This is a genomic window from Orbaceae bacterium lpD04, from assembly GCA_036251935.1.
Taxonomy (GTDB): Bacteria; Pseudomonadota; Gammaproteobacteria; order Enterobacterales; family Orbaceae; genus Orbus; species Orbus wheelerorum.
The window spans coordinates 1,753,542-1,772,895 of the sequence record CP133967.1; the positions used below are offsets into that span (position 1 = coordinate 1,753,542).

Annotated in this window: 10 protein-coding genes; 4 read left to right on the plus strand and 6 right to left on the minus strand. The window is 38.8% G+C overall.

The features are described from left to right. Positions 1–52: 52 nt before the first annotated feature. The 6 genes from RHO14_07920 to RHO14_07945 form a co-directional block, all read right to left on the minus strand. A complete protein-coding gene (locus tag RHO14_07920) occupies positions 53–388 on the minus strand; it encodes a hypothetical protein (protein WVD70280.1) in 336 nt (111 codons plus the stop codon). 4 nt (positions 389–392) lie between these two features. Next, positions 393–1,217 carry a hypothetical protein gene (locus RHO14_07925; protein WVD70281.1) on the minus strand — a complete coding sequence of 275 codons (825 nt, stop codon included), beginning with the start codon at positions 1,215–1,217 and terminating at the stop codon, positions 393–395. 906 nt (positions 1,218–2,123) lie between these two features. Next, positions 2,124–2,294 (minus strand): hypothetical protein, encoded by a 171-nt coding sequence (locus RHO14_07930; protein ID WVD70282.1) that lies wholly within the window; start codon positions 2,292–2,294, stop codon positions 2,124–2,126. After that, the gene (locus tag RHO14_07935; protein WVD70283.1) at positions 2,291–2,761 is read right to left on the minus strand and encodes an SMI1/KNR4 family protein; all 471 of its coding nucleotides are present in this window, start codon (positions 2,759–2,761) and stop codon (positions 2,291–2,293) included. Before RHO14_07935 ends, RHO14_07930 begins: the two co-directional genes overlap by 4 nt. Positions 2,762–2,768: 7 nt before the next feature. Beyond that, the gene (locus tag RHO14_07940; protein WVD70284.1) at positions 2,769–10,211 is read right to left on the minus strand and encodes a hemagglutinin repeat-containing protein; all 7,443 of its coding nucleotides are present in this window, start codon (positions 10,209–10,211) and stop codon (positions 2,769–2,771) included. A gap of 80 nt (positions 10,212–10,291) precedes the next feature. Beyond that, a complete protein-coding gene (locus RHO14_07945; GenBank protein ID WVD70285.1) occupies positions 10,292–11,992 on the minus strand; it encodes a ShlB/FhaC/HecB family hemolysin secretion/activation protein in 1,701 nt (566 codons plus the stop codon). 472 nt (positions 11,993–12,464) lie between these two features. Here RHO14_07945 and RHO14_07950 point away from each other — a divergent pair, with 472 nt between their 5' ends. The 4 genes from RHO14_07950 (at position 12,465) to pepT (ending at position 19,324) form a co-directional block, all read left to right on the plus strand. Continuing rightward, complete coding sequence (locus RHO14_07950) at positions 12,465–14,024, plus strand: glucan biosynthesis protein G (protein WVD70286.1); 1,560 nt, start codon at positions 12,465–12,467, stop codon at positions 14,022–14,024. Positions 14,025–14,154: 130 nt separating this feature from the next. Next, a complete protein-coding gene (mdoH, locus tag RHO14_07955; GenBank protein ID WVD70287.1) occupies positions 14,155–16,413 on the plus strand; it encodes a glucans biosynthesis glucosyltransferase MdoH in 2,259 nt (752 codons plus the stop codon). A 105-nt stretch (positions 16,414–16,518) separates the two neighbouring features. Then, on the plus strand, positions 16,519–18,072 hold the full coding sequence (locus RHO14_07960; protein ID WVD70288.1) for an AbgT family transporter: 1,554 nt from the start codon (positions 16,519–16,521) through the stop codon (positions 18,070–18,072). A 10-nt stretch (positions 18,073–18,082) separates the two neighbouring features. Next, complete coding sequence (gene pepT, locus RHO14_07965; GenBank protein WVD70289.1) at positions 18,083–19,324, plus strand: peptidase T; 1,242 nt, start codon at positions 18,083–18,085, stop codon at positions 19,322–19,324. The last annotated feature ends 30 nt before the right edge of the window (positions 19,325–19,354 follow it).

Consider the following 19,354-nt stretch of genomic DNA (forward strand, 5'->3'; position numbering starts at 1 on the left):
TAGATAATTCTGCGATAAAAATCGCAGAACTAGATATTAATTAAGAAAACCATTAAGATCGATATAATGGAGAACATTGCATCTTTGGTTTTATTTCATTAAACCATAAATCAATAGCCCATTGGCATGAGCTATCACCTATGGATAAATTATTTTGCAAGTCATTTTCAAATATATCTTTCATAATTCCATAAGCCTTCATATATTGTTCAGATGTTAATTCAGAAAAATCTATAGGGCCATCATACAAATCATAATGAAAATATATTTTTTCGCTGAGAGCACTATAATTATTAAAACATGGTCTTAATACTCTATCAAGTATTCCCATTCCAGCATTATTTACAACGACGATTAAATCATTACCAAAGCTAAAAGTAGCTGACATTCAATTACCTCATAATAACTATTTTATTCTGACTACTAGCAGGCAGCGTTTTAATATGATCTAGCAATCTTTGCTGATTAGCTTGATTCAAATTCCTAAAATCCAAAGGAACAATATCTGCTTTATTTAAATGTTCACTCAGTGTATTAATATTATTATTCCAGTTGTTATTAAAAAATTTATTTATTCCTTCTATTTCTTTGGCTGTGCCATTTGCTGTTGTGAACATAAAATCAACTGTTTTGCCTTTATTTGGACCACTCGTAAATACAAAATCAGCAGGACTCTCAATATCATCGATCCTTTTTAAGTTACCACTAAAAGAATTTTGAATTTCGACTGCGGCAGACGCTTCTGCTGGCTTTATTTTTCCTGCATGAATATCTATTTGATTAAGTTTATTAAACTCATCCAGCCCAACAGCCTTTCCAGTTTTGATTTCTGTAATAACTCCTTTCTCAGCAACATTTTCAACCTTAGTTATAGTATTTCCTGTTTTACCTAGATTGCCTAACGATTTTGATGGCGATAATATTGCTGCAATTAAGGCTGCTGTGTTCTCTTGAGCTTTTTGGTCGCCATTCCAAGCATCATTTAGCATCTGATTAGTGCTGTTCCAAGCATCTCCAGTCGTTATTGCATCGACTGTTGCACCTATTGTACCATTTATTTTTGAATAATCAGTTTTTGCTTGTTCACAATAACTTGAACTAGTAGAGCATGTTGCCAATAATGCCAATACATCAAAAGCAGTATCGCCTGATGCAACTACACCATCCATACCTTCTGTTGCTACCGTGATTGCGCCATTAATAATAACTGAAGCCACATTTTCACCCACAACATCACGAACATTATCCTTCCAATACTCCGCACTTTTTTTAGTTTCGTCTCGAATGTAATCACCAAATAAAGAGTTATTCTCAACCGCATTCTTACTGCCTGCAACCGCGGTACCAACATCACCAATATTACCGCCACTTCCTGCTACAACAGCAAGTCCACTGGCTAATTGCGCTAAGGCGCTGATGTTTTCTTTTTGTTCTTGAGTTAGCTTATCTTTTGGCGTATCACCATATAATGTTTTATAAATAAAGTCAGCTGCGGTCTCACCCGTAACCGCACCAATACCCCCAGCTAATGCGGAGTTACCTTGCGCAGTAGCAACTGCTGCGCCTAGGATAGCATGAGCAATTAAGTTTGCTTCGGTGTTGACAATAGGATTACCTTTTTCGTCATAGCTTGTCGTTTTTTCTTTAATAACACCCGCTAAATAAGGCGCACTGGTACCAGCTAGCCTACCTGTGATATTAGCTTGCTTTATTTTCGTTCAAAATTTATCGTGATATATGTTTTTAATATAAAAATTGCGGCTGCTGCTTAAAGCTTATTAGTGAGATAATAGCGGGTTATGCCCGATTTGAAGATAGAGAGTTTTTAAAGCCGTTTCAGACGTTTTAGAAGATAAGACGATGGTTAAGATATTTTTAGTTAATCAACGAAATAAATGTAAAACAATATATTAATGCAGTAGTAACAGGCGAAAACCTACTACCAATGCTTAGCTATCATGACTAACGCCCATTCTACGGCAAAAACCGATAAAACAAAAACCGCAAGTAAAACATAACGAACTACCTCGCAGCGACATTTTAATGCCTGCTATATCAACGTTCGCCATAAACCCAAAGCAAGCCCAACAGAGGTTCACTACAGCAAACACCCAGTACTACACCTAAAAGGTAACTTGCTTAATGAACTCGGCTTCACCACCGGCAAGCCCGTCACCATTACCGCTAAAAAGGGTAAGTTGGTTGTTGAGATTACGAGGTACATCGTATAGTTGGTAAATAATTTGTTCAGTTCTGCGATAAAGATCGCAGAACTGAGCTAAAAAAATGATCACCAATTTTCTTTAGCATTTAAAATTGTTTCTTTAAAAAAAATACCAAAATCATTTGCTATTTTTGTATGCAAGCCATCATATTTAGACTCTCCTGGCATCCAACAGATTAAAGGTGCCTTATTTGGGTCTCGGCAATCAATAGCGTAATAATCACCATCCCCCCCAAAATAAACTATAACAAAATAATCAGGAAGGCCTGACTCTTCTCGCATTTTTAAAGTAATCCAAATTGCATCAGGAATACCGGAATTAATAAAATCAGCTTTGATTATTCCGTAAAATTCTTGACCATATATATCTCCACAACCCAGATTTTCTAGAAAATACTTATAACTTTCAGGAAATTTTACACCTAACATCCCTTCAGCCTTATCAATCAAATCTGGTGATATTTCTCCAATAAAGTCTGCTAAATCAATATCTTCATTAATAATATTTATAGCATCTTTCACATCTTTTATACTCATAATAAACCTATTTTTTAAATTCATCCGCTCTATTTTTCCAATATTCAGAGCGCCATTTATTAAACTGATTTCGATCTATCCCTGATGGAATAGAATTATCATTAACATGTATAACACTATGATTATCTTTATGGAAATTTTGAGTCACTTCCGCAATAGGACCATCTTGTTTTTGAGTCATATGATGTAAATTAACTGATTGACCATCTTTACCGATTGGAGCCAGTCCTTTCTGCATACGCTCAAGATTAGTTCTACCTTTAGCATCAACAAAATTGATATCAAACAAATCATTACGCTGATAAACTTTATTTCCTTTAAATTGAACAGGATCATTCGACCAATACTGCCGTTGCTGACCAAAATAATTTTTTGCATCAGCCTGTGTTACTGTATCAGCTTTTACAACATTATTACTAGTCCCTTTCACAGTAGTTTGAGAAACTTTCCCTTGACTTGCATCACTAGTGACTTTACCAAAAGCAGCTAACGTTGCAAATTTTAATCCATCTTCAAGACTTAAGCCATCATTACGTATTTGGTGAACAATTGCATTAACATCAGGAGCAGAACCAAATGCTCCTAACACGCCATCTTTTAAAAACTTCTCTTGTATTTGTGACTCTGATAATCCTTCAGATCGCCATTGATCTAGTAAAATTAATCCTCTTATTTCAGCTAAATAAGGATTTCCGATTAAACCAGCAGGTGTCATATCCATTGATGACGCATCATAAATATCCCAAAGTTTACGATTACCTCCTGCATCTGCTTTTGCTTGCTCAACACCATCAAGCATTGAGTCATTATACCAAGTAACAAGTTGCTCAAAATCAGCTTTTGTTAATTGACCTGATTTATATAAATCAACTAATTTCTGACCAGCTTCCTGCTCTTTTTGATAATAATCATTATAGATCGCGGTTCTACATTCATCGCTTTGGCAATTCATGTACTGTTTTTGTAGCTGATCGATTTCATCATAACCAACAACATCTTTAATCTTTTCGTAAAGCTCTTTACTTTCCTTATCTAGTTTTTCAGTACCTTTTTGGCTACTCAATAAGTTATTCTCAACCGCATTTTTACTACCGGCAACCGCGGTACCAACATCACCAATATTGCCGCCACTTCCTGCTGCAACAGCAAGGCCACTGGCTAATTGCGCTAAGGCGCTGATGTTTTCTTTTTGTTCTTGAGTTAGCTTATCTTTTGGCGTATCACCATATAATGTTTTATAAATAAAGTCAGCCGCTGCTTCACCCGTAACCGCACCAATACCCCCAGCTAATGCTGAGTTACCTTGCGCTGCTGCAACTGCTGCGCCGAGGATAGCATGAGCGATTAAGTTAGCTTCAGTATTAACCTTTGGATCACCTTTATCATCATAACGAATATTGCCTTTATCGTCACGCTCATAAGTTTGTTCCTTAATAATTCCTGCGATATAAGGCGCACTTGCACCAGCAAGCCCACCAGTAAAATCACCGGTAATTAGGCCGCTAACAATCGCAGTTGCAGCATCAATGCCTTTACTGACAGTGCTGCCCATTCCTCCAAGGTTGTTCTTTTTATTATCGATAACTTTATCATTAACTGCAACATAATAGCTATTATTTGCATAATCATCGGCTGAGTTGATGCCTTTTTCTGCTAGCGCTTTTTTATCGCTATCCGTTAACTTATCGTATGTATCCTTTGCATTATTAATTATGCCATCTTTATCTTTCGCTAAGTCATTTTGTGCCTGTATGCGGTCGTATTTATTGACCACATCTTTCGTTTGGGCGGCAATGTCTCTAACTAGGTCAAGCGCATCCATTTTATCTTGTTCTTTTTGTTTATCAAAGATTTGTCCTAATGGATTATTGGCGTTTTCAGTATTACGGCTTAACTCATCAACATTTTGCTTTTGCTCATCTTGATTACGCACAATTAACGTGCCGTCTTCTACCGCTGATTTAGTCGTACTTGAAGCGCTATCACTGTTGTGATAAATCGATGGCATACCCGCTGTCGGTGATGCGCCGCTAGTACCAATACTGATTGATACATGGCTGACATCAAAGTCGGCTTTGTTTTCAATATCACTAAAGCTAATGGTGCCAGTGTCGAGTTTATTGTTTGATTTATCCTCAGCGGTTGAGGCAATGACCGCCCCTTTAAGGTCGGTATTATTGCCAACGGTCACATCAAAGCCATTTTTGCCGGCAAAAATACCCGACTGGTCGGTGACGCTGGCCCAATTACTGTCCATTTTGGTTTGTGATAACGCTAAGTTACCACTAAAACCTGTACCAAATGAGCCATTGACCGAAGCGGTGATTTTTTCATAATCATAGTTATCAGTATCTTGCAGGGACGCAATATTAAGGTTATGACCGACGTCCATCTTAACACCATCACCTTTTAACTGCGCCCCGATTAAGGTTGCATCGTTACCAGTTTTAACCATGAGGTTTTTACCCGCCTCAACAATCCCTTCACTCCACGCGCTGCCATCGGCATTTTCACGCTCACGGCTAAAGTTGGCATTACCAGTAAAGCGCAGTCCCGTTTGGTCGCCACCAACCGTAAAGCTGATCCCCACGCCGCCGCCATAGCTTTTTTCATCTTTATCGCTGTGCTGGGTATTAACGGCGCCAATAACATTGACATCATGACCGGCCTCAAGCGTGATATCTTGACCGGCTTTAACCTCACTGCCTTTCACCGTAATATCACCGCCGTTACCTTGCACATCACCAACCGCCTTGATGGTGATATTGTCACCCGCCGACACGCCGCTACCAACAACATTATGCTGCTCTTGATTGATTTCACGTTCGGTTTTTTGTGTACCAAAGGTCGCACTAACCCCAATTGACGCTTGGGTATCGCCTTTTTCATTTTTGAGCTGTAAATCCTGAGCCGCTTGAACCGCCGTTAAGGCGGCTTTAATCGATTGTAGCGCAAGCAGTTTATCATTATCGTTTTTCTTCGCTTGTTCAACCGCCTTAGCCGCATCATACACATCCGCAGCCGTACCCGTTATTGCAAGTGTTAAGCCGGTTTTTTCGTACTTGTACTCTTCTTTATAAGTCACCTTTGAATCATTCGATTCTAGCGTGACATTGTCACCGGTTAAGGTAATATCCTTTTTGGCAATGATATCACTGCCTTTAACCGATAAGTCTTTACCGGCATTAATCGTCACATTGCCTTCGGTGCTACCAACAGTGCTGGCTTGATAACCCTGCGTGCGGTCAGTCTGTTTTAGGTCATCTTTCTCTTTGCCAATTGCAAACCCTAAATTACCGCCGCTCATTAAGCCTGATTTTTGCTTAATGGTTTGTTGATGATTGTAATAAGACTCCTCGGCCGCATCAATCGTTACGTCGTTGTTAGCGGTTAAATTGACATTCTTGCTGCCCACCACTTGACTACCGGTTACCACTAAGTGATTACCAGCATTGATATTAACCGTATCACCCGATAGGCTACTGCCTTTTTGGGTCAGGTTATCAACATCAATATGAGTCGTCACCGAGCTTTTACTTAGCATACCGCTAGACTTCACTTTTTGATGGTCAGTTAGCTGCTCATGCTGGCTATCACCGGTGATGGCAATGGTATTACCGGCGCTCAAGCTCAGTGATGAGTCGCTCGACACATTGCCCGCTTTAACTGTGATATCATTGCCCGCACTGAGCGTCACATCGCCTTTACCCCGTATTTCACTGCCCACCACCTCATCTTTATCAATTTTACGGTAATTATTGCCGCCCCAGACGGTATTTTCCTGAGTATTGGTCGTGACGGTTGATAAATTAATGTCATTACCGGCACTGATTGCCGTTTTACCGTCTTTTGATTGATTAACCACTAATGCGGCACCTAGGTTAACATCTTGACCGGCATTAATCGTGATGTCGCCGTTTTTGGTCTGCACCGATGAGACGTGATTAATCACCGTATTAGCGGTGCTGTTTTGCCCATATGTTGTTTCGGTTGTCTTGGTCGTACTGATTAAATTGATATTATTATTGGCTGCCAGCGAAATGCCATTTTCTGCCATTAATGCGCCATTGCTGGTAATGCTGTTAACTGCCTTAATATCAAGGCTATCACCCATTATCACGCCACGGTTACTCACGTTATTTGCTAGGATATTAAGGCTGTCTTTACTTACAACGCTGCCCGATGAACTTAAATCACCGCGAGACTCAATTGAGACGCCTTTACCTGCAATCAGTGCACCCGATGTGGTCACTTGTGGTCGATTAACCACATAAACTTGCGGTACTAATACGTCAATATTTTCACCATTAATATTTACCGTTTTGCTTACCATCCAAACGATATCATTGGTTAAGGCATTCATCTGCTCTGCAGTCAGGGCAAACCCTATCGATAAACCATAACGTTGAGCAAACTCGGCGCCGGCATTCATTAAGGCTTTATACTGCGTCATATCATCAGCATAATCACCTAAATGGCGTTGCCCTGTTAAGGTCACAATTTGTTCTTTAATTAATTGCTGCTCATAATAGCCATCACCTAAGCGCTTTTGGATATTGTTCGGATCGGCTTTTAATTGCTTAAACATATAATCTGAGCTAAGCCACTCTTTTTTATTGGTAAAGCGTGAGTCGGTTTCAATCAGGTAGTTTTTATCAACGCCTTTGTTGATAGTGTAAATACTGTTGTTGGGTAATGCGGTGTTTGGCTCAACTAAACCAACCACATTGCTACTTACGTTAGCATTGGTCAGATCTTTAATGTCTGCTGTTGGTGTTTGAATAACAGTATGCTCATCGATTTTGCCATTACCAACATCAATTTCATTTTTGACGATTTGGTTATAGGCGGAGTTCGATGAACTTTGTTTCCATTTACGACTTTGGCCTGGGACTTTTGTCCTTTTTTTACGATCGTAATAAGTTGTTGTTCCGATATTTTCAACTCGGTGCTCACCTTTTAGCGAGATATTCTCAATATTTGCAGCGCTAATTGTAAGTTCGTTACCAGCAATAATTTGGCTATTATCATTTTTTACATTATTGCCCATTATGGTTAGATTTTTACCGGCAAGAATTTCACCCGGATTAGTTTCTGTGATCTGCGTTTCATAAGTGTTAGCACGGTAACTATACTTGTAAAACTGGTAAGTTTTAGCAAACTCGCCAGCCAATGATTCTAGTGTTAGGTAATTGTGGTTTGATGACGTTCGATAGGCTTTAACCACATCGGCATTGTAATGGACACTTGAACCTATCGGTGAATACTCTAAAACATCCTGACTATCAATTAATACTTCTTGGGTCTCAATTTTGTCATTAATATTATTTAACGTCTCGACGTTTAATACCATATTATCGGCAGATTCAATCTTCGATGAGTGGTTATTAACTGTTGCTGCATCAATGCGCAAATCCCCTAAACTTAATAAAGATGCATGATTGAGATTATTTAGCGTTGTTACATTCACAGTTAACTGATTACGTGCAGCAATCACTGGCGAAATTGCGGCTAAAGCTCGATTATTTAACGTTTGCGCATTTAGGGTAATTTGATCACCGTAGATCCGCCCACTATTTTCATTATTCAGTTCGCCCGTCAGATGGCTCGTAACTAAGTTACCATTAACTAAGCCCTGATTAGTGAGGTTAACACCGGTTACATTAACGCTTGCGGATTCAATTTCGCCAGTGTCTTTATTAATAATGTCATTACCGGTTATTGAAAGGGTTTTACCTGAGGTTAACTGACCCTCATTTTCGATCGCATTATCGGAATAAATCGATAGATCACCATTTGATAACAGTTGATTACGATTTATAAAATCGTTTTTTAATGTCAAATTAAGCGATGAATCAGCCAGTAATTTACCATCACCCGATAATGAGGTGGCATTGATATCGAGTTTATCGGCATACAAAATCGCATCGGTATTGATGATGTGATCAGCTGATGCACTAAACGCACCATTAACTTGCATGCTACTTTGTTGATTATACCAATTTCGGGTAGTTAATGTGCCATCACCATCGATTGCAAAGGCTGCATTTTGCGTATTAAGCGAGCCACTTTCAATAAGTAGTTGTCCTGCGCGGTTTTGACTACCGGCCAGATCAAGATTTGAAGCCGTATTTATCGAAATCACATTCGTTGCAAGCTGCTGCCCTTTTAATGAGGCTTGATTTGCTTTAATGGTTAAATTACCAGCCTGAGTCAGTTTGCCATTTTCATCAATGCCCGCTGCAATTGTTGCATTAGCTTGGTTATTTAGATTATCGGCATTGATAGTTAAATTATTTTGCGCAACAACTGTCCCCTCATTATTTAGGGTCGTTTTTGTTTTAAGGTTGATATTCGCCTTAGCGTTAATTTTGTTTTGATTATCAATATTTTGTGAGCTATTAAGCGTAATATCTTGCTTAGCCTGCATAGCGCCCGTATTAACAATTTTACCGTCAGCACTAATCGTTAAGTTGCCAGCACTTGCCCCTAAGCTGCCGGCATTATAAACACCAACGCCGCCCTCAGTGCCAATCAGTTTAATGCCGCCCGCGTACATGCCGCCTAGCGCGGCAACGTCAATAGCAACTTGCGGTTTATCATCAAGGCTATCAAGCGCCTCAATGGTTTGTAAATCATGGCTTACTTTGTTTTTACCTGCGATAACCGTTACATCATTGGCCCATAAGCTGCTATTAATATTAACCGTGCGGGCAATTAAATCGGTATAGTTTTGCCGTGAACTGTCCATGCCTTTGCCGTTAATGGTAATATTGCCCTGCTCAACCAAGTACCCCTTTAGCTGACCATTTTCAAATACGGGTTTACCGGTGGTTAATGTCGCCCTATCGGCGTTGATAAAGCCGCAACCATTACAGGTAATACCCGCGGCATTAGCGATAATAACCTGCGCTTTTTGACCTGCCACTTCAATATAACCGTTAAGTTGGCTGGCATTTTTTGCATTGATTTCATTTAAAATCACTTTGGCACTGCCCGAGCGAATTAAATTATCATTGCCTTTAATGTAACCCGCTAGCTCAGTATTTGACAGCTGGGCGCTATTATTTAAAATCACGCCTTTTTGTGACACATCAAACTGACTGAATTTATTATGTGAAACGCCGGCTTTACTCGCTTCTTGAATATTAATTTGCGTCGCGCCGTTGGCAGTTTGATTAACCGTTGGCCGCTGTGACTTATCGGCATTGTTATCGACAATAATCGTGTTAGCGTAGCTTGCGGCATTAACGCTAACAAAACCCAGTGCAACGTAAGTTAAAAAACGAATTGGCTTTAAAGCCGCCGTGATGGTGTTATCATTGATTTTAGTTTCTGTCGCTTGTTGGCTGCTTCGCCCTTCACCTTGATGGCGTTTAACTATCTCACCAACCACCATTAACATGCCGCGGGCTTGATTAAAAATAATTCGGTAAAAATGCTTGTTCATAGTCCATTCCGTTTTTTATTCTTGTTGTTATTGTTATTGTTATTGTTGTTTTTATCGTTATTTTTCAAGGTGTGATGCACTTAATAACTCCAGTTAATATTAAAACCCAGCGTCACATCATCGGTTTTAAAACCATGGGGTTTATACAGTGGCGTGCCCATAAACGCATCATACGAAACGCCATAAAGGCTGCCGCGTAAACCAAGTGCACTACCGGCAAGTTTTTTACCTAATAAGTAGCCTGAATTAGCGCCAGAGACTTCGCCGTAATCAAGGCCTAAATAGAGTTCATTATTGAATGGCGTTGCTAAAGCCAGTTCATTACGAATATACCAACCACTATCAGCACTTAAACTCAGTTCACCATCAAAGCCTCTTACCGTCCAGCGGCTCCCAATTGAAAAACGCTCTGGCGGCGTTAAATCGCCACCACGGGTAAATTGACCTTGATAATCGAAGTTATAACGAAAGCTTTGCTCAGCAAGGGTAAAAGGCACATTTAAAGAGACATTGACATTAAAAATATCGGATAACGCGGTGCCATAACCGGTGCCCTCTTCTGGCGCCTGATGCGCACCAAACCAACGTACCCCTTTTTTATAACTAGCGCCTGCATCAAGGGTAATATTACCAAAGTAGTGACGGTGATTAATGCCTAAAATCCAACTGGTGGTTTTACGGCGCTGTACCTCAACTTCGGTATCATTAATGTAGTTGTGTGACTCTTTAAAGTTAAGCCCATAACTTAAGGTGGTTTTTTGCGATTCATTACGGTGAATAACCCGGCTTAGCTGCACATTGATATTACGACTTCGTCCGCTATATTGATAATCTGGCGTGCCAGCAACGGTTTGATTATAGGTATTGCTGCTTAGTGATGAACTTAGTGCCCAATAGCCCATCGGCACTGAGTACGAAAATAGGTAGTTTTTAGAGCCATATTTGCTGTTGCCATCCAAGTCGTGACCGCCAGAGACATAAAACGCATCGCTCATGCCAAGTGGATTGTCTAAATAGAGTGTAAGCCCACCTTGATAGCGCCCCGTATCTTTGGTGCCTGAATCATCAAGTGATGCGCCAATACGCCAGTATTTTGACTGCGTGCGGTTAATGACAATATCACTCTCGCCCGGGTTTTCACCGGGGACTAGCTGCATATCGGCTTTAACGGTTGGGATACGCTGTAAATTTTCAAGCCCTTGCTCAATATCACGTAAATTAAGCAGTTGCCCTTTGTTTACCGGTAAGGTGCTTTGTAAACTATTGTGTTTATCACTGCCGTCAGCATAATAGACATCCCTTACCGTTCCTTTAACCAGTAATAACACTAACGTGCCGCTCGTTAAGTCTTGCTCGGGAGCAACCACGCGAGTTGTGATATAGCCATAGCTAATAATGCGGTTTTGCAGTTCGCTCATTAATAAACCAATCCCTTCACCGCCAAGGCATCGCCCTATTGCTTGGTTTGATAACGGGTATAGCGGCATAATAAACGGCAAACTATCACGCTCACGCAGTTCAACGTGGTTAATGACAAAGCAGGGTGTTTCCGCCGGGAAATTAATTGTATTGGTTTTGACCCTCGCCTTTAATAATCGAATATCGGGCTGCGGCGATGCTAAACTGCCTTGCAATGCCTTTTGCCGCTCTTGCTGATAAATTAATTGCTGATCACTGATCGCTTTTTCAGCTAGCGTTGGTAACGGGGCACTGATACTATCAAATGATAAGGTAGTAAGACAACATAGCCAAAATAGTGGTTTTATTATTATATTTTTCACAAAAATTTAACACAAGTTTACAAAAAGTGCGCCATGCTAAAATAATGAGCACAAATTGTCCATAAAAAATGAATATTTTGTCATTAATTAACGTTCATTTGATTAAAATTACAACAATTTAAAAATAATTAATAAAATTAGTAAGTTAATTCTGTTATTTTTATGACAAATACCATGACAATTAAAAACTTAACCTTATTTGTGATTTATCGTGAAATAAATCACGATTAAATTTCATTTAAATGGCGATTTGTGAATTAGATAAATTTGATATTTATCAAAATAAGCAATATTATATGAAATTAGTTGAGTATAGTTTTTTTGCCTAACCATTGAATGTTACAGCCAATAATATGTCTCTTCCTTTAGCCTATAATTTCAAATAACTAACTTAACTATTATAATGACAATGATTGACACTAGAATGTTATCGCGGTGCTGATTAATTGATAAAAAGAAAAAGAGTAAATAGATGAAATATTTTAAAATCAAGCATTCCTCGCTTCTTATCTGTATGTTATGCATTTTCTTATTACCCAATAAAAGTTATGCCTTTTCATTAGAAGATGTCGAAAAAAAAGCAGATGAACTAAGTAAACATAGCTTTAAAAGCCCAAAAACCACATTACCTAATGAATTTAAACAATTAGCGTTTGCTGATTATCAAAAAATCACCTTTAATAAAAGCAAAACCTATTGGCAAAATGATAATTCACCATTTCGCTTAGCCTTTTATCATCAAGGGATGTATTTTGACCACCGCGTTAAAATTAATGAAATTATTGATAATAAGGTGCAAGAGATTAAGTATCATGCGGACTATTTTGATACCAGTGCGCTAAATATTAAAGAAAAAGATGGCGTTGTTGACGGCTTTGCCGGATTTAAAGTGCAATACGCAATAAACGATCCTAAAAAGTTAGATGATGAAATATTTTCAGCCTTAGGGGCAAGCTATTTTAGGGTTATCGGTAAAAATCAAGTTTATGGCTTATCAGCAAGGGCATTAGCGATTAATACTGGTTTGATGAGCGGTGAAGAGTTTCCATACTTTAAAGAGTTTTGGCTTGAAAAGCCCAAGCCGAATCAAAAAAATTTCGTGATTTATGCACTGCTTGACTCCCCTAGTGTAACTGGCGCTTATAAGATCACATTAACGCCTCATAATGCGATGATTGTCGATATTGAATCGAGCGTATTTTTCCGTAAAAAAGTTGAAAAACTCGGCATTGCGCCATTAACGAGCATGTATTTATATGGTAAAAATCAGCCGAGTTCAATTAGTAATTATCGGCCAGAGCTCCACGATTCCAACGGACTATCTATTTGGACTGATGACAAAAAATGGATTTGGCGACCACTTAATAATCCCGAAAGATTATCGCTGTCCTCTTTTGCGCTTAAGGGAATTAGCGGCTTTGGATTGATTCAGCGCGATGATGGCTTTGATGATTATCAAGATCTCGATGATCACTATGAAAAACGGCCAAGTGCTTGGATCGAACCACAAAATAACTGGGGTGCGGGCCATGTTGAATTAGTTGAACTGCCAACCCCTGATGAAACTAACGATAATATCATCGCGTTTTGGGTACCAGAAAAACAGTATCAACCAGGTGATAAACTTTACACAAAATACCGTGTCTATTTCACCCAATTAGAAGCTTCTCGTTATCCAAATGATGTGGCTAGGGTAAAAAATACCTTTTATTCTTTAGGCGATATTAAACAAGCGAATTTGATTCGTAAGCTTGATGGCACCATATCTTACGTGGTTGATTTTGTTGGCGATAAATTAAGCCGCTTACCTAAAGATGCTCATATTAAACCCTTTGTTAATATCAGCGATAACGGTAAATTAATCGATTCTAAGTTAGTTTATAATGACGTTGATAAAGGTTGGCGTGTTATTTTGCGTTTTAATGTTAAAAAGGCTGATCAGCCAACTGAAATTTACGTCAGCTTAGTGTCTGATGATGGTAAAAATACCCAATTATCCGAAACGTGGAATGCCCAGTATTTAGACTATTAATACGCAATCAAAGTAAACTTAAAAGACGATAATTTCAGTTTTCTAATTATTGTCTTTTAACCTATAAATTTATCTCTAATTTTCAGCCGAAAAAATAGAATATAACCTGATAATATGGCAATAAAAGATTATGAATAATAACGCTGATCAAAGCATGCTACATTCCATAAGTAGCCGATGGCCAAATTTGATAAAACATTACACGCTCAATATAATACAAAATAAATTATATTCAGCGCCGCCGATATCAAGGCAATCAATTGCGCCGCATTATTGGAATAAAGCCAATAAACCAACGCGTAAAATACCCTCGTTTAGTATTATCGCAACGATTCGCCGTTTTATTTTGTTAGCATTAATTTTAGTGCAAACCTTTTTTGCAACAACCTATCTAGCCTCACTCCTGCCCTACCAAGGTTTTGATGAGCTGCGCATTTTACAAGATTGGCAAATAAATCCGACACTGGCAATGCAAAATGCGCTGCCTTATTTATTGCAATTTGTAATTTTGAGTTTATTTGCGGTGCTTTTTGCTTGGATCTCAACCGGTTTTTGGACTGCGTTAATGGGGATCAGAGTCATATTATTTAAACATGAACGTTACACAATTGATATTCCAAGCGATAAGGTAACATCGATTGATCCCGAGCATAGAACTGCTTTAGTCATGCCGATTTGTAACGAGGATGTAGCGCGCGTTTTTGCTGGATTAAAAGCGACATGGCAATCGCTAAAACAGAGCGGTCAACTGAGTTTATGTGATTTTTATATCCTCAGTGATACTAACTCGGCAGATAAGTATGCTAATGAATTAAAACTTTGGGCAGATTTAGTTGATGAGCTTGGTGACGCGCCATCAATTTTTTATCGTCACCGCGAGAGGCGTGTAAAACGTAAAAGTGGCAATATTGATGATTTTTGTCGCCGTTTCGGGAATAAATATCAATATATGATTATTCTTGATGCTGATAGCGTTATGACTGGTGAATGCATTACGAATATGATAGCAATGATGGAACAATCACCAAATGTTGGCATTATTCAAGCGCCGCCCAAAACAATTAGAATGCGTACGTTATATGGCCGTATTCAGCAGTTTGCTAACCAAACGTATAGTGATATCTTTTGTAGTGGTGTGCATTATTGGCAGCTTCGTGAAGCGCAGTATTGGGGGCATAATGCCATTATTCGCCTTAAACCGTTTATCGAAAACTGCATCTTAACGCCGTTTCATAAAAGGCGTAAATCTGTTCATATCATGTCTCATGATCTTGTTGAAGCCGCATTAATGAAGCAAGCTGGTTGGCATGTTATGATTGCTTATAATCTAGAAGGTAGCTATGAAGAAGTGCCCGCGAATATTATTGAAGATTTAAAACGAGATAATCGTTGGTGTATGGGCAACTTAATTAATCTTAATGTGATATTTAAACCTGGTATTCGTTTTATCCATCGTATTATGTTTGCAACGAGCGCAATGGCGTATCTATCATCGTTACTATGGCTGATATTTTTGCTGTGCTCAACGCTACTGTTATTGGTTTTTAATAACTATCAGCCACAATATTTTTTACATCCAAACCAACTCTATCCGATCTGGCCAAGGTGGAATGAAACGCTGGCAATGCAGCTACTGTTAGCCACATTTACCTTACTGCTTATTCCTAAAATCATTGCAGGCCTAATTGTATTAGTCAAGCAAGGGCCGAAATCTGTTGGTGGGATCTTTGCGTTTATGCTATCAATTATACTTGAAATTCTATTTTCGATGATCTTAGCACCTGTCAAAATGTTTTTTCATAGTAAATTTGTGATTAAAGCCCTATTTGGTAGTAAAGTTCAATGGCGCTCACCGGCGCGCAGTGATGATGCGTTAACATGGCGCGAGACATTCTATTCTTGTTGGCCTTTAATGTTACTCGGTATTGTTTGGTTATATGCGGTAATTAAACTTGATCCTCAATTTACCACTTGGTTTATTGCGATCTTGATCCCATTGATTATTTCACCGTTAGTGATAAAACTATCGAGCTTATCGTCAATTGGGCTTGCATTAAAACGGTGGAATATTTTCTTAACCAAAGAGGAAACCTCACCGAATGCCGCTATTACAGATACTGATAGAAATCTTGATGAAATGTCGCAGCGCATTATCCATGACGCCTTTAAGCAAGTGATTGAGCAAGAGGATTTAAATCACTTAGTGTGCGCATTATCAACGCGCCGCCATTTAAATAATGCGAAACAAAAACAATACCGTGAGGCATTTTTTCAGCGTATATCAAACCAACAACTTAGTGATATCGATGAACCAAGCAAATTACAAATAATGGCCGATCCAATTGTGCTATTGAAGTTACATCACGATAAAATTGGCCATAAGTCATGAGGTTTAATGGCTAAAGTATATTCAATCAATAGGATTTAATTTGTGTGTTAGCATTTATTGTATAAAATACGTCGTATTTTGTGTTAATTGTAATAGGAATAAACTATGGCTGGAAGTCTTCCCTCTAACAAGGGGTTTTTAAATCGTATCGAGCGCGTCGGTAATGCGATGCCAAGTATTACGATGTTATTTTTATATGCACTTATTATTTGTTGGGTTCTTTCGTTTCTACTTTCGTTTGTTGATTTTAATTATGTCAATCCATCGACTCACAACAAAATAGAAGTAATTAATCTGTTTTCTTACCAAGAAATCGTGACATTCCTAACAACGATCGTAAATAACTTTATCAGCTTCCCGCCGTTAAGTATTACCATTGTTGCAACGTTAGCAATTGGTATTGCTGAAGGTAGCGGTTTTGTTAATACCGCATTAAAAAAGATGCTCGGTATTATCTCGCCAAAAATGCTAACCCCAACGGTTGCTTTTGTTGGTGTAGTTGCTCATATTGTTTCTGATTCTGCTTATGTGATTTTAATGCCGGTTTCAGCGTTGATGTTTTATGCCAGCGGCCGCCATCCATTAGCCGGGATCGCAACTGCATTTGCAGGCCTTGCAGGTGGATTTACCGCCAGTTATATGCCATCGCAAATCGATCCAATTTTACAAAAATTTACCGAACATGGCGCAAGGCTATTAGATCCAACCTATAACGTCAATGTGCTTTGTAACTATTTTTTCAGTTTTGGCGCAACATTTGGCGTTATTTTGGTATGTTGGTTTGTAACAGCAAAAATTGTTGAACCTTGGTTAAATAAAAATTGCCCGGTTGATACCGATAGAGAGATCGAACAAAATAGTGATGTCAGTTATATCGCGCCCAATGAAAATAGAGGCTTTCGCTATGCAGGCTTATCTATCATTGCACTCGTTGTTTTATTAGCGGCGTTACTCTACCCAGATAACTCCCCTTTTCGCGCAACGGGCAGTGGCAGCTTAACCAGTGCTGATGCCCCCGTTATGCAGGCAATTGTGCCACTTTTATTTATCTTTTTTGCAGTTCCCGGCTTAATTTATGGCTTTGTTGCCGGTACCTTTAAATCATCAAAAGATGTCACCAACTCAATGGAGAACATCCTCAAATCGCTGATTTCATTTATTGTATTTTGCTTTATTGCTGGGCAGTTTTTATATTCATTTAATCATTCAAATGTTGGCGTATTAATTTCAATGGCCGGCGCAGACTTTTTACGTTCACTAAGCATGCCAGCATGGTTAACCATTATCGGTATGATCCTTTTATCATCATGTATAAACCTTGTTATTACATCAGCAACGTCTAAATGGGCTATTATGGCGCCAGTTATGGTACCGATGTTAATGGCGGTAGGTATTTCGCCTGAATTAACCCAAGCCTCATTTAGGATCAGCGCTGCCGTCAATGTAAGTACGCCGATGTTCCCTTTTTATCCGCTTATTTTGATGTATTGCCATAAATACTGTAAAAATGCGGGCGTTGGTACGCTTTGCTCGATGATGATCCCGTTTTCTATTGGTATTTGGTTAGTCTTAATTGTCACGTTATTTGTTTTCTGGGGATTTGAGATCCCAATTGGTTTTGATAGTGGCTATACCTATAATGTAGTACAAACACAGTAATGAGGTTTTTATGCAATTAATTATGCAACAATTACAACAACGTTTTTTTCGTTATGTCGCAATAACCTCACAAAGTAATGCGGCAATTCAAACGGTTCCAAGTACACAAGGGCAGCATTTACTGGCTAAATGCTTAGCAAGTGAGCTCAGCGAGATGGGCATTGCCGATGTTCATATTGATGAGCACAGCGTTTTAACTGCGCATTTTAAAGGTAAAAATCCTAAGGCACCTAAAATTGGTTTTGTTGCACATTTAGATACCGTCGATGTTGGATTATCCCCTGATATCAAACCGCAAGTTAAACATTTCGAAGGTGAAAATATTTGTCTTAATAAAGAGCAAGATATTTGGTTTAATGTTGAAGAGCATCCCGAAATTAAAGCTTATGTCGGTGATGATATTATTTTTAGTGATGGTACAAGTGTACTTGGCGCAGATAATAAAGCGGCAATTACCGTACTCATGACGTTAATGCAGCAAGTTTCAACTCACCCTGATAACTATGGTGATATTTACGTTGCATTTGTTCCTGATGAAGAGATTGGCTTACGTGGCGCTAAAGTTATGGATTTAACGCGTTTTCCGGTCGATTTTGCTTATACAATCGATTGCTGCCAATTAGGTGAAGTGGTTTATGAAACGTTTAATGCCGCGTCAGTTAGCGTTAAAATCAAAGGGATCACAGCTCACCCAATGTCGGCTAAAAATGTGTTAGTTAACCCAATTCGCGTTGCACATGATTTTATTGGCTGCTTTGATAGGCAAGATACGCCAGAGCATACCGAAGGCCGTGAAGGTTATTTTTATGTAACCGATCTACAGGCAAACCCTGATTCAGCAGAAATTAAGTTATCTATCCGTGATTTTGACAAGAAAAGTTACGAAGCAAGAAAAAGCTATATTGGCGAAGTTGTTAAGCTAATTGCCGCCCGTCATCCTAAGGCAAAAATTGAATATCAAGTAACAGATGTGTATAGCAATATTCATGACTCATTAGGTGAAGATAAAACAGCAATTGACCTTATTTTTACGGCAATGAAATCATTATCAATTACGCCAAAAGTGATGGCCATGCGGGGAGGAACCGATGGTTCTGCCCTATCCGCTCGTGGAATTTTCACCCCGAATTATTTTACTGGTGCACATAATTTTCACTCTTATTTTGAGTTTTTACCGATGCAATCTTTTATCAAAAGCTACCAGCTTACTGATTTAATTTGTCAGCTTACGGTTAGTGAAAATAAAGATTAGCGCCCTTTAAATGTAACGATAATTAAATAA